This is a genomic window from Nocardia sp. KT25-26, from assembly GCF_056627695.1.
Map to the genome: position 1 here is coordinate 4,093,005 of NZ_CM152813.1, position 12,227 is coordinate 4,105,231.

General features: G+C 71.8%; 13 protein-coding genes. 7 read left to right on the forward strand and 6 right to left on the reverse strand.

Features of this window, described 5'->3' with window-relative positions; translation table 11 throughout:
• Positions 1-7: 7 nt before the first annotated feature.
• From mraZ to AC1HFH_RS18680, 3 genes are all read right to left on the reverse strand, one after another.
• Entirely contained in the window at positions 8-439 is a 432-nt protein-coding gene (gene mraZ / locus AC1HFH_RS18670; protein ID WP_480247895.1) for a division/cell wall cluster transcriptional repressor MraZ, read from the reverse strand.
• A gap of 410 nt (positions 440-849) precedes the next feature.
• Positions 850-1,275 (reverse strand): DUF3040 domain-containing protein, encoded by a 426-nt coding sequence (locus tag AC1HFH_RS18675; RefSeq protein ID WP_480244075.1) that lies wholly within the window; start codon positions 1,273-1,275, stop codon positions 850-852.
• Positions 1,276-1,400: 125 nt separating this feature from the next.
• Positions 1,401-1,850, reverse strand: coding sequence for an SAV_6107 family HEPN domain-containing protein (locus AC1HFH_RS18680; RefSeq protein ID WP_480244076.1), 450 nt, complete (start codon positions 1,848-1,850; stop codon positions 1,401-1,403).
• A 95-nt stretch (positions 1,851-1,945) separates the two neighbouring features.
• Between AC1HFH_RS18680 and AC1HFH_RS18685 the strand changes: the two genes are divergently transcribed.
• From AC1HFH_RS18685 to AC1HFH_RS18705, 5 genes are read left to right on the forward strand one after another with little or no spacing between them, the layout of a single operon-like run.
• Positions 1,946-2,557, forward strand: a complete 612-nt coding sequence (locus AC1HFH_RS18685; RefSeq protein ID WP_480244077.1) for a GNAT family N-acetyltransferase — start codon at positions 1,946-1,948, stop codon at positions 2,555-2,557.
• Positions 2,554-4,119, forward strand: a complete 1,566-nt coding sequence (locus AC1HFH_RS18690; protein ID WP_480244078.1) for a phytoene desaturase family protein — start codon at positions 2,554-2,556, stop codon at positions 4,117-4,119. Before AC1HFH_RS18685 ends, AC1HFH_RS18690 begins: the two co-directional genes overlap by 4 nt.
• Positions 4,116-4,949 carry a carotenoid biosynthesis protein gene (locus tag AC1HFH_RS18695; RefSeq protein ID WP_480244079.1) on the forward strand — a complete coding sequence of 278 codons (834 nt, stop codon included), beginning with the start codon at positions 4,116-4,118 and terminating at the stop codon, positions 4,947-4,949. Before AC1HFH_RS18690 ends, AC1HFH_RS18695 begins: the two co-directional genes overlap by 4 nt.
• A gap of 27 nt (positions 4,950-4,976) precedes the next feature.
• Entirely contained in the window at positions 4,977-5,750 is a 774-nt protein-coding gene (locus tag AC1HFH_RS18700; RefSeq protein ID WP_480244080.1) for an LppM family (lipo)protein, read from the forward strand.
• Between the two features lies 1 nt (position 5,751).
• Positions 5,752-6,981, forward strand: a complete 1,230-nt coding sequence (locus tag AC1HFH_RS18705; RefSeq protein ID WP_480244081.1) for a glycosyltransferase family 2 protein — start codon at positions 5,752-5,754, stop codon at positions 6,979-6,981.
• Positions 6,982-6,994: 13 nt separating this feature from the next.
• Here the strand turns inward: AC1HFH_RS18705 and AC1HFH_RS18710 are convergent, their stop codons facing one another.
• From AC1HFH_RS18710 to AC1HFH_RS18720, 3 genes are all read right to left on the reverse strand, one after another.
• Positions 6,995-7,681 (reverse strand): hypothetical protein, encoded by a 687-nt coding sequence (locus tag AC1HFH_RS18710; protein WP_480244082.1) that lies wholly within the window; start codon positions 7,679-7,681, stop codon positions 6,995-6,997.
• A 185-nt stretch (positions 7,682-7,866) separates the two neighbouring features.
• Positions 7,867-8,358 carry an SLOG cluster 4 domain-containing protein gene (locus AC1HFH_RS18715; RefSeq protein ID WP_480244083.1) on the reverse strand — a complete coding sequence of 164 codons (492 nt, stop codon included), beginning with the start codon at positions 8,356-8,358 and terminating at the stop codon, positions 7,867-7,869.
• Positions 8,359-8,363: 5 nt separating this feature from the next.
• Positions 8,364-9,344, reverse strand: coding sequence for a methylenetetrahydrofolate reductase (locus AC1HFH_RS18720; RefSeq protein ID WP_480244084.1), 981 nt, complete (start codon positions 9,342-9,344; stop codon positions 8,364-8,366).
• 82 nt (positions 9,345-9,426) lie between these two features.
• Here AC1HFH_RS18720 and AC1HFH_RS18725 point away from each other — a divergent pair, with 82 nt between their 5' ends.
• Together AC1HFH_RS18725 and crtI are read left to right on the forward strand one after the other, a co-directional pair.
• A complete protein-coding gene (locus tag AC1HFH_RS18725; protein WP_480244085.1) occupies positions 9,427-10,587 on the forward strand; it encodes a polyprenyl synthetase family protein in 1,161 nt (386 codons plus the stop codon).
• Positions 10,584-12,179: a phytoene desaturase family protein gene (gene crtI / locus AC1HFH_RS18730; RefSeq protein WP_480244086.1), complete on the forward strand. Its 1,596-nt coding sequence runs from the start codon at positions 10,584-10,586 to the stop codon at positions 12,177-12,179. The genes AC1HFH_RS18725 and crtI overlap by 4 nt, the downstream gene beginning before the upstream one ends.
• Positions 12,180-12,227 lie beyond the last annotated feature (48 nt).

Consider the following 12,227-nt stretch of genomic DNA (forward strand, 5'->3'; position numbering starts at 1 on the left):
CTCCGGGCTAGAAGATTCCGCCCAGCGACTCGTCTCCGGCTTGCGCGTAGTCCTCCTCGTGTTCGGCGAGGTAGGACTCCCACGCCTGCTTGTCCCATATCTCCAGGAAGTCGACCGAACCGATCACCGCGCAGTCCCGGGTGAGTCCCGCGTAGCGACGATGGTCCGCCGACAACGTGATCCGGCCCTGAGCGTCCGGACGTTGTTCGTCTGTCCCGGCCGCCAGCGCCCGGACGAACGCCCGTGCCTTCGGATTGCTTCGAGAGGCCGCCGCGGCCCGGCGGGCGAGCGCGGTGAACTCGTCCTTGGGATACACGGCCAGGCTGTGGTCTTGCCCTTTCGTGACCATCAACCCTCCCGCCAGATCGTCTCGAAACTTCGCAGGCAACGTCAGTCGACCCTTGTCATCCAGACGGGGGGTGTAGGTACCGAGGAACATCTCGGCCACCTCCCTACTGGATCACCTCGCCTGCGGCCTCTCCGGTAGTGCGCGACCCACATTACCCCACTTTCCCCCACTTTCAATCGAAACACCGGGTGATCTGGCTCCCCGAAAACACAACTGGCCAGGTCATCACAGCTATCACTGAGATTCGCCGCTCCCAGCGTGTTCCGCCGGGAAGTCACCACCCCGGCCACCGCCACCCGAAAACTTTCAGCAAACACCCTGGTAGCCACGACTCTCGGCGGGGCCCGTGGCGGATCCACCCGCCGGGTGGCGGAAGGTGGGGAACGTGGGGGTGAGTGGGGCACCGCGGAGCCGGGCAGACAGACGGCTGCGGCGCCGCACCGACTTCGGTGCGGCGCCGCAGCGCGCTGTGACCTCCCGGCCCGGACCGGGCGGAGGGGCTACTCCTGCTCGAATCTCCGGCGGAAGCGGTCCTCCATTCGCTCGGAGAAGCCACCGGACTTCCGCTGCTTACCGCCGCCACCGGCGGCGGAGCCGCCGGAACCACCCGGCGAATCGTCCGACTCCTCGGCCTCGGCAGCGGGCTTGCCCGAACCGCCGAGCAACAACAGCACGCCGGCACCGAACATGACGATGAAACCGATCAGGCTGATAATCGGGAAGCCGCCGGGCTTCACCGGAACGGCGATACCGGCGACCAGCAGAAACAGGCCGACAGCGAACAACGCCGCAGCCTGGAGTCTGCGGCGACTCGACGTGGAACGCAACCGTCCGCCGCGAACGGACGATGCGAACTTCGGATCCTCAGCATAGAGCGCGCTCTCGATCTGTTCGAGCATGCGCTGCTCGTGCTCGGAGAGTGGCACGGTACCTCCCCCGGCACTAGGACGTGGCGGTCGCCTCCGGGTAGACGACGGGTAGCCGACCTTGGCGGCTATCTGACACCAATGATACGAGTTCGATCAAACCCGTACCACCTACTCCACGATAACTAAGCGGACATGTCCCGGTCGCGGCCCGGTACCGGGCGTGTCTGCACCCCTGCGGCCAGCAGATCCGCCACATCGTCGAGGAAGGCGCCGACCCGCGAGCAGAATTCGTCCGCCTCCCGTTCACCGACCACCCGGTCCGATCCCGCCTCCAACGCGGCCCGCAACGGCGACCGGCCGGCGAAGTAGTCCGCCCACATCAGGAACTCCGAGGCCGCCCGTGGCAGCAGCACCCAGGCGTTCCGGGACCGGGCCCGGGCGGCGGTGTCGGCGCCGGTGTGGGCGAGCACCGCCCCGGCACCCCGCAGGGCCGCCAGGTAGGCGGTCCGGAACCGCTCGGGCGCATCCCCTTCCCAGGCGGCATCGGTGAGCAAGTGGTAGGCCTGGGTCAGCAGCCGATCTGCCCGGCCCCCGGGACCGACCGGCCCCCGACGTTCGTTGCGAGTGGCCATCGGCCGCCCCTTTCGCACTCCGGTTGCTGCTCGAGCTTGAATATAAGGACACCCACCGACAAACTTCCGCGCCCACGGCGCGGCCGACGAGAGCCATGACTGCCGTCTCACCGAATCAGACCCCCGCCCCGGTCGTCGTCGACCTGTCGCCCGGCGCCCTGCGTATGCGGCTGCACGACGCACTGTCGGTGTACGTCGCCGCCATGGACTACCCGCGCGGTACCGAGCACCATCGGGCACCCATGTGGTCGGAGCACACGACCCGCCCCGGCTGGCAGGCCGTCGCCGCGGTACTGCCGGACGACAACGGTTCGGTGGATCTGCGCACCGCCCCGATCGTCGCGATCGCGTACGGCTACCACGGCGCCCCCCGGCAATGGTGGCATCAGCAGGTCCAGCACGGGATGCGCCGCCGGGGCTGGCCGGAACCGGCCGCCCGAGAGCTGCTCGCCGACTACTTCGAGCTCACCGAACTGCATGTGCACCCGACCGCCCAGGGTCGCGGCATCGGCGTCACCCTGCTCAACCGGCTGCTGCAGGACCGGGGCGAGTCGGCCGTGCTGCTGTCCACCCCGGAGGTGCCGGCGGAGGACAACCGGGCCTGGCGGCTGTATCGCCGCTGCGGCTTCTCCGACGTGATCCGCGGGTTCGTGTTCGCCGGTGACCGGCGTCCGTTCGCCGTCCTGGGCCGCCGGTTGCCGCTGTGAACGTCCTGATCGTCGGGTCCGGCCACAATGCGCTGGTCGCGGCCTGCTATCTGGCGCGGGCGGGGCACCGGGTGCAGGTCGTCGAGCGGGACCGGGTGCTGGGTGGCGCGGTCTCCACCGTCGCCCGCTTTCCCGGTCACCTCGTCGACCGGGGCTCCTCGGCTCATCTGATGATCCGGCACACCGGCATCATCTCCGAGCTCGGGCTCGACCGCTTCGGCCTGCGCTACATCGACTGTGACCCCTGGGCCTTCGTACCGTCCGACGGCGACCGCGCCCCGATCGTCTTCCATCGCGACCTGGAGCGCACCTGTGCGGCCGTCGCGGCGGCCTGCGGTGCCCGTGATGCCGCGGCGTATCGCCGGTTCGTGGCCGAATGGGGGCCGCGCAGTGCGCGGGTGATGCGGGCCTTCGCGGGACCGCCGACGCCACCGGGGCTGCTGCGTTCGTTCTGGGGACTCGACGCCCGCGCCGGCGGCAGCGCCCTGTCCCGGGAATTCCTGCAATCCGGCGATGCACTACTGGACACCTGGTTCGACGACGAACGACTCAAGGCCGCCCTGGCCTGGTTCGGCGCCCAGTCCGGACCACCGATGTCCGAACCGGGTACCGCCCCGATGGTCGGCTTCGCCGCCCTGATGCATACTCTGCCACCGGGGCGGGCAGTCGGCGGCAGCGGCGCCCTGACCGCCGCGCTCGCCGCCCGGCTGCGCGCCGACGGCGGCATCGTCCGCACCGGGGATGCGGTCACCGAATTGCGCCGGACCGGCCCCGGCTGGCAGGCCCGCACCGAATCCGGCGCCGTGCTGGCCGCCGATGCGGTGATCGCCGGAACCCATGTGCTCACCACCCTGGACCTGTTGCGCGCCGGTGGATTCGACGCGCCGGTGATCGACGACTGGCAACGCCGGATCCGGGTCGGGCCCGGCATCGGGATGGTGGTGCGGCTGGCCACCACCGCACTTCCCGTCTATCCGGGTGCCGAACCGCGCGACGCCACGCGCGGTCTGCAACTGCTGGTGCGCGACCGCAGCCGGCTGCGACTGGCGCACGGAGCGGCACTGGCCGGCGAGCTGCCGCCGCGTCCGGTGGTGCTGGCGATGAGTTTCAGCGCACTCGACCCGAGTATCGCCCCGCCCGGTGAGCACCAGCTCTCGTTGTGGGCGCAGTGGCACCCGTACACCCTGGCCGACGGCAGTTCCTGGGAATCGCACCGGGACAGCGAGGCCGATCGAATCATCGCCGAGCTGGAGTCCTACGCACCGGGTTTCACCGGCTCGATCCGGCAGCGGTATGTGCAGACACCGGTCGATCTGGAACGTGAACTCGGTCTGCGCGGCGGCAATGTGATGCACGTCGAGATGTCGCTGGATCAGATGATGTTGTGGCGTCCGCTCCCGGAACTGTCCGGTCAGCGGGTGCCCGGCGCGCCGGGGCTGTACCTGACCGGCGCCTCCACCCACCCGGGCGGCGGCGTGTCCGGAGCGAGCGGCCGCAGCGCGGCCCGGCTGCTGCTGCACGACCGGCGCAACCCGCTGCACCGGCTCCGGCGGCGCCGATGACGCCCGGTACCGTCCGCACCTTCGCACCCGCCGGAGCCGCGGCGCTGATGGTCGCGGCCCAGATCGCCTATCCGCTCAGCAGCGGCACCGCCCGGGATCGGCTCACGGTGCTCATCGTGCTGGCGGCGGCCGGCACCGCGTTGCTGCATGCGGCGACCACCCGCGGCATCCGGTACGCGGCGACCTTCGCCGGCATCGTCGCCGGCCTGGGCCTGCTCGCCGAGATCGTCGGCACCGCCACGGGTTATCCGTTCGGGTGCTACGCCTATACCGGCGGCCCGGGTCCGGAACTGGCGGGAATACCGATCGTCGTGCCGCTGGCCTGGACCGGCGGGCTCTATCCGATCTGGATCGTGGCCGGCTACCTGACCGGCTCCCGCACCGGCCGGGTCGCGCTGCTGGCGGTGGGTGCGGTGGGCTGGGATCTCTTCCTCGACCCGCAGATGGTCGCCGACGACCGTTGGCGCTGGTGCGTCACCGATGCCGGACTGCCCGGGCTGCCGCAGATCCCCTACACCAACTACCTCGGCTGGTTCCTCGTCACCATCGTGATGGGCATCCTGCTCACCGCGGCCGAACGCCACCGACCGGCCCACGTCCGACCGGGTGAGCTCGCCGTGCCGGCCGCGCTGCTGCTGTGGACCTGGCTCGGCTCGGCGCTTGCGCATGCGGTGTTCCTCGGGCTGCCCGCCTCGGCGGCGTGGGGGGCGGCCGGCCTGTCGACGATCGGGATACCCCTGCTGATCTCGCTGTATCGAGACCGGCCGGGCCCGCGACCGCGGCGATCGGACCCGCGGGCGGCGGCACGGGTGGGCACGGTTCTGGACTGAGCGCCCGATGCTGGCACGATATGTCTCGTGCAGCCCAGTCTCGTTCCCGATCAGACCGATCCGATTCCGGCCCGGCGCAGGCCCGGCCGGGCCGTCCGCACCGCGGCCCTGCTGGCCGTGCTGGCCCTGGCCGCGCCACTGCTGGCCGGCTGCCTCCGGGTGCAGGTCACCATGGGTGTGTCCTCGAACGACCGGGTCTCCGGGCAGATCGTCGCCGCGGCGGCCCGCACCGGTCCCGACGATCCCGGCCCGCAGTTGAAAGCGCCGGATTCCCTGGCTGCCAAGATCCGGGTCGATTCCTACGACCGGGACGGTTATGTCGGCAGCCATGTCTACTTCGACGACCTCACCTTCGGTGAGGTGTCCCAGCTGGGCGGCCTGTCGGAACAGACCCAGGGCATGTTCGACCTGAAGTTCTCCCGCAACGGCGATCTCGTCACGCTGTCCGGGCGGGCCGATCTGAAATCGGTGCCCCCGCACGGCTCGGATGTGCAGTTGTCGGTGGCGTTCCCGGCCCGGGTCGTCGAGACCAACGGCACCCGCGACGGCGACAACACGGTGTCCTGGCAGCTCTCCCCCGGGGAGATCTCGATCATCCGGGCCGAAGTGAAATACGCCGACCCGAACACCCGATCCTTCGCGGGCTGGGCCGGCATCGTCGGCGGCATCACCCTCGCGGTGGCGGCGGTGGTCGCCGGGCTCGCGTACCTGAACCGCAACCCGGCCGCACCGGGCGCACCGGCGGCACCCACCGTCGGCGAGGTGTGGCGGCGGATCACCCGGAAGAATTCGGAGCGCTGAGATGCGGATCGGCACCGTGGTATCCCGCACCGGCACTGTGGCTTTGCGGGCCGGCACCGGCCTGGCAGTAGCCGGTGCCGGTACCGCGCTGTACAACCTGGTCACCCTGCCGGTGCTGCCGATGCGGGCAGCGGGCGCGCTGGAACCGGTGACGGTCTGCGTCCCGGCCCGCAACGAGGCGGCCCGGCTGCCGGAGTTGATCGCCGATCTGCGGGCCCAGGTGGGGGTGCCGCGGCTGCGGGTGCTGATCCTCGACGACGCCTCGACCGACGACACCCATTCCACCGCGGTCGCCGCCGTGGGTGACGACCCGCGGTTCACCGTGCTGCGTTCGGCGGCGCATCCGGCGCCCGGCTGGACCGGGAAGTCCGCTGCCTGTGCCCGGCTGGCGGCCCGGACCGACGATCCGGTTCTGGTGTTCCTCGATGCCGATGTGCGGCTGGCCCCGCAGGCAATCGCGGGCGCGGTCACCGAACTGCGCCGGTATCGGGCCGGACTGGTGTCGCCCTGGCCGGTCCAGGTGGCCGATTCCGCAGCCGAACGCCTGATCCAGCCGCTGCTGTGCTGGTCTTGGGCCGCCACGCTGCCGATCCGGTCGGCCGATCGCACGCGGCGCCCGGCCGCCGCGGTGGCCTGCGGGCAGTTCCTCGTCTTCGATGCGCAGGCGTACCGGGAATGCGGCGGGCATGCGGCCGTCGCCTCGAGTGCCACCGAGGATCTCGATCTGGCGCGGGAGATGCGCCGCAGCGGCCGGCGCAGTGTGCTGGTGGCGGCCGGTCCGGGCGCCCGCACCCGGATGTACCGGGACACCACCGAGCTCGAGGCCGGGTACACCCGCTGGCTCTGGTCCGCCTATCGGGGCAGTTTCGCGGCCGGGGCCGGGGTGGGTCTGGCCGCGGCACTGGCGTATTGGCTGCCGCCGCTGGCGGTGCTGGCCGGTCGCGGCCGACAGCGCCGGATCGGTTTGCTCGGGTGGGCGGCCGCGGTCGCCGGGCGGCTGCTGGCCCGGACCGTCGAGACGCGGCGGCGCCCGGATGTCACGGATCTGCGTTCGGCACTGTCGCATCCGCTGGCGGTCGGTGCCTACCTGCGGCTGTGGCTGCGCTCCCATACCCTGCACCGGCGGGGCGCGCTGGAGTGGAAGCAGCGACCGGTCTTCGAGGCCGGGCCGGCCGGGTCCGCCGACCGCGGCCACACCGAGCGGCGCGATATCGCCGCCGGTACCCGCTGAGTCCGCCCGGCCGTCAGGGCACCGTGACCAGCCCGACGGTGGGCAGGAAGAAGCAGGATCCGACGGTACCGAATACGGCGGCCAGCACGGTGCCGTGACCGGTGTCCACCGGGACCGCCCGGACACCGCCGACCGGCAGCGCGGCCCGGAAGAACTCCCGGAGTGCCTGTTCGGCGACCGGCCGCAGTTCGGCGGGAACTTCCGGCGGTAGCAGTCCGGCCACGAGGTCGCCCAAGGTGCCCATCGCTTCGATTCCGCCGCGGCCGGTGTCCAGGTTGAGCCAGGCCACCTGCATCCCGGTATCGGCGGCCGGACCTTCCGGGGCGAGCCCGACCGGGAGGAAGGTGAACATCGTCTGTCCGGCGTGCACGGCGGCGAGATCGACGCCCGGGATCCGGAGCTCGGTCCGCGGCCACGGCCCGGGCGCGGCACCGGCCACGGCCATCGGGGGCATCCGATCGGTGCCGGCACACAGCGGCGCCACGGTCGGGTAGAGGAACGGCTGGATGCCGGCGGCTTCCAGGGCCGCGAGCACTGTTTCCAGGGCGGCGCCGGGGTCGGCGACCGGCCGGGCACCGGTGGCGGTGTGGACGAGCTCCGGAGTCGGTGGTTCGGCCGGTCCGGCCAGCGCGACCGGCGCGGGGAGTACCGTCACCGCAGCGAGCGCGGTACTGCAGAGGATCCGACGCAGTTGCGGCACAGCGCACCTCCTGATCGGCCCCGTGGCCGGGGTGCGGCCGTTCACCGGGACGTCGTCGCTCGAACGTTACCGTGCTCGCCGCCACCGGCCGGACAGCCGCCGATTACGGCGCGTCGCGAGCGTTTTCGTCATCGCCTCGGCCCACCGGTCGTCGGGCCGTCGCGGCAGGCAGTGGCCGAGCCGGTCTACCGGAGGGCGAGTGCGGCCAGGATCGTCTCGACAGCATCGGCCGGGGTGTCGGCCACCGCCCCCGCATCGATCGGCCGCCCATCGGCGTCGCACAGCTGCCAGCCACCCAGTGACACCACCGGCAGCCCGCTGCGATGGTTCGCCAGGGCGAGCTCGGACAGGGTGCCCCACGATCCACCGACGACGATCACCGCGTCGGCCGAGCGGACCAGCACGGCGTTACGTGCCTCACCCAAGTTCGTGTACAGCACGGCGGACAGACCGGCACAGACGGCGGAGCGGTCCTCGTCCGGCCGGATCCCGACGACCAGCCCGCCTGCCGCGGCCGCACCGGCGGCGACCGCCGCCATCACCCCGGTCCCGCCGCCGCACAGTACGGTGCAGCCGGCGTCGGCGAGCAGCCGCCCGATCTCCCGGGCGTACCCGGCCTCGGCCGGTGTGCAGTCCCGCGGACCACACACCGCCACCTGTGCCGGTACGCCGGGCATCCGGGTCAGGCGCTGATCGGGGCGGCCGTGACGCCGTAGCCCAGGTTGGTCAGCACCTCGCTGGTCGCCTTCGCGAAGTTCAGCGTGATGAAGTGCAGACACGGCGCGCCCTCGGCGATCAGCCGTTCGGCCATCTCGGTGGCGATCTCGATCCCCGCGGCCCGGACGGCGGCGCGATCCTCCTCCGGACCGGTACCGGCGGCGACCGCCAGCCGGGCCCGGACGCGTTCCGGCAGCGGGCGGCCGCACAGCTGCTCGGCCCGTTCCACGGTGCGCAACGAGGTGATCGGCATCAACTCCGGAATGATCGGCTTGGCACCCTCGACCGGGTCGAAGGCGGCGATCCGATCCCGCAGCCGCAGATAGTGCTCGACGTCGAAGAACATCTGCGTGATCGAGTACTCGGCCCCGGCCCGCAGCTTCGCCGCCAGGTAGCGGGTGTCGTGGTCCAGGTCGGGCGACCGATGGTGCCCCTGCGGGAACGATGCCACACCGACGTGGAAATCACCGAGGTCGCGCACGATACGCACCAGCTCCTCGGCGTACTCCACCCCTTCGGGGTGCTTCTCCCATTCGCCGAGCGGGTCACCGGGCGGATCGCCGCGCAGGACCAGCACGTTGTGGATCCCGGAACCGGCATAGGCACCCACCAGGGAGCGCAGCTCACCGATGCTGTGCCCGACGGCCGTGAGATGCGCCACCGGCAGCAGCGTGGTCTCCTGCGCGAGCTCCCCGGTGATCCGCACGGTGCGGTCCCGGGTGGAACCGCCGGCCCCGTAGGTCATCGAGACGAACGCCGGATGCATCCGCTCGAACTCCCGGACCGCGCGCCACAGCCGGGCCTCGCCCGCCTCGTCCCGCGGCGGGTTGAACTCCACCGAAAACGGCACCGACCTGCCCGAATGCGCACGCAGGCTCTGCACCACGGACCGTGCCGGGGTGAGCCGTGCCGGGGTCGGGAGTCCCCCTCCGTCATCGAAAGTCACCCGCCCAGTCTAGGTGGTGGGCGCCGCCGGGAAGGCGTGGACCGGTGGACGCGTATTCTGGCCGGGCGTCTGTACCACGACCTTGGAGGCTGTTCTGTCCGCCGGAATCGGTACCACCGGAATCGGTACCTCACTGCCCCGGCCCCCCGCCGATCCGGTCGGCCCGGTGCCGGGCACACCGGCGTTCGCGGCCGAGGTGGAGCGGGTCCTGGCCGCCTTCTTCGACTCCCGTGCCGAACTGGTGGAGCCACTGGGGCCGGTCTTCGTCGACGCCGCCGCAGCGCTGCGGGAGTTCACCCTGCGCGGTGGCAAGCGCACCCGGCCCGGTTTCGCCTGGACCGGCTGGCTGGCCGGCGGCGGCGCCCCGGAGGGCCCGCGCGCGGAGGCGGTGTTCACCGCCGCCGCTGCGCTGGAGCTGGTGCAGGCGTGTGCGCTGATCCACGACGACATCATCGATTCCTCCCGCACCCGGCGCGGATTCCCGACCGTGCACGTCGACTTCGCCGATCGGCATCGGATCCTCGGCCGCACCGGCTCCGGCGATCAGTACGGCATGAGCGTGGCGATCATGATCGGTGATCTGGCCCTGGCCTGGGCCGATGATCTGGTGCGTTCGGCCGGTCTGCCGGCCGCGGCACTGACCCGGTTCGCTCCGGTCTGGGCCGCGATGCGCACCGAGGTGCTGGGTGGGCAGCTGCTCGATATCGATGCGGGCGCCGGGGGCGACGAGTCGGTCGCCGCCGCGCTGCGGATCAACCGGTACAAGACCGCCGCCTACACGGTGGAACGCCCGCTGCATCTGGGTGCGGCGCTGGCCGGCGCCGATGCCGGGTTGATCGCCGCACTGCGCACCTACGGCACCGATGTCGGGATCGCCTTCCAGCTGCGCGACGACCTGCTGGGCGTGTTCGGCGATCCGGCGGTCACCGGTAAACCGTCGGGTGACGACCTGCGTGAAGGCAAGCGCACCGTGCTGATCGCGGAAGCCCTGCACCGGGCCGACGAGCACGACCCGGCCGCGGCCGCCCTGCTGCGGTCCGGCCTGGGCACCGATCTGGACGACACCGCGGTGGACCGGCTGCGCGCGGCACTGGTCGATGTGGGTGCCGTCGACGAGGTGGAGCGCCGCATCACGGCGCTGACCGAATCCGGGCTGGCCGCCGTCGCCGCCAGTACGGCGGCCCCGGCTGCGGCCGATCTGCTGCGCAGCATGGCCCGGTCGGCGACCCGGCGCACCGCATGAGCCTGCGCCACCGCACCGTCGTAGCACCGGCCGACCGGATCGTCGTGGTGGGCGCCGGGCTGGCCGGCCTGTCGGCGGCGCTGCACCTGCGCGGCGCGGGCCGCGAGGTGACGCTGCTCGAACGGGCGGACCACCCCGGCGGCCGGGTCGGGCGATATCGGTTCGACGACTACGAGATCGACAACGGCGCGACGGTCCTGACCCTGCCCGGCCTGATCGACGACGCGTTGGCCGCGGTCGGCCGCAGCCGCGACGATGCCGTGCCGCCGTTGCGGATTCACCGGCTCGATCCGGCATATCACGCCCGATTCGCCGACGGCAGCGATATCCGGGTGCACACCGATCCGGAGGTGATGGCGGCCGAAGTCGCCCGGACCTGCGGCGCGGCGGAAGCCGACGGCTACCGGCGGCTGCGCGACTGGCTGGCGGACATCTACACCGGTGAGTTCGATCACTTCCTGGATGCGGACTTCGATTCACCACTCGACCTGGTCCGTACCCGGCCGGCGGCAACCGCGCTGGCCCGGCTGGTCCGCCTCGGCGGCTTCGGCCGGCTCGGCCCCCGGGTGCGCCGTTTCCTCACCGATGAACGCCTCACCCGGCTGTTCACCTTCCAGGCCCTGTATGCGGGCACGGCGCCCGATCAGGCGCTGGCCGTCTACGGTGCGATTCCGCATATGGACACCGGGCTGGGTGTCTATTTCCCCGAAGGCGGGATGCGTGCGGTCACCGCCGCATTGGCCGAGGCGTTCACCGGCGCCGGTGGCCGGCTGGCGCTGGATACCGAGGTCACCGGATTCGAGTACACCCCCGGCACCCGGCGGGTGCGGGCCGTCCGCACCGCCGGCGGCGACCGTTTCCCGGCCGATGCCGTCGTGCTGACCGCAGATCTGGGCGAGCTCGACCGGTTCGGGATGCGGCCCCGCCGACGGTTGCGAGCTTCCCCCTCGGCCGTGGTGGCACACGGCACGATCCCGGTCGAGGTCGCGGCGGCCTGGCCGGTGCAGGCCCATCACACCATCGACTTCGGCGCCGCCTGGGCACGGACGTTCGCGGAGCTCACCGGCCGCCGCCGGACCGCCCGGACCATGAGCGACCCGTCGCTGCTGCTCACCCGCCCGGCACTCAGCGACCCGGGCCTGTTCCTCGACCGGCCGGACGGCCGGTACGAACCGTTCTCACTGCTGGCGCCGTGCCCGAATCTCGATGCCGCGCCGATCGACTGGGACCGGACCGGCCCCGGATACCTGCGGGAACTGCTCGATCTGCTGGAACGCCGCGGCTACCGCGGGATCGCCGCACATTTCCGCGTCGACCGGATCGACACCCCGGCCACCTGGCGGGCACAGGGCATGCTGGCCGGCACCCCGTTCTCGGCCGCCCACCTGTTCCGGCAGACCGGGCCGTTCCGGCCGCGAAACTTTCCGACCGGCAGCGACAATGTAGTTATCGCCGGTTGCGGCACTACGCCGGGTGTCGGGGTGCCGACCACCCTGCTGTCCGGAAAACACGCGGCATACCGAATTCTGGCCGGTTCCGGGACCGACGCGCGTACCTGTGCTGGGTCTGCGAAGGACCACGCCGTAAACTGACCGCCGACCTATTCATCCGCGGTTGCGGCCGCCGACCTTTCGGGGGGA

What these genes read in the sequence shown, in the direction of transcription:
- crtI (WP_480244086.1), top strand. Translation starts at nt 10,584, where the DNA reads ATGAGCCTGCGCCACCGCACCGTCGTAGCACCGGCCGACCGGATCGTC.
- AC1HFH_RS18705 (WP_480244081.1), top strand. Translation starts at nt 5,752, where the DNA reads ATGCGGATCGGCACCGTGGTATCCCGCACCGGCACTGTGGCTTTGCGG.
- AC1HFH_RS18680 (WP_480244076.1), bottom strand. Translation starts at nt 1,850, where the DNA reads ATGGCCACTCGCAACGAACGTCGGGGGCCGGTCGGTCCCGGGGGCCGG.
- AC1HFH_RS18695 (WP_480244079.1), top strand. Translation starts at nt 4,116, where the DNA reads ATGACGCCCGGTACCGTCCGCACCTTCGCACCCGCCGGAGCCGCGGCG.
- AC1HFH_RS18685 (WP_480244077.1), top strand. Translation starts at nt 1,946, where the DNA reads ATGACTGCCGTCTCACCGAATCAGACCCCCGCCCCGGTCGTCGTCGAC.
- AC1HFH_RS18715 (WP_480244083.1), bottom strand. Translation starts at nt 8,358, where the DNA reads ATGCCCGGCGTACCGGCACAGGTGGCGGTGTGTGGTCCGCGGGACTGC.
- mraZ (WP_480247895.1), bottom strand. Translation starts at nt 439, where the DNA reads ATGTTCCTCGGTACCTACACCCCCCGTCTGGATGACAAGGGTCGACTG.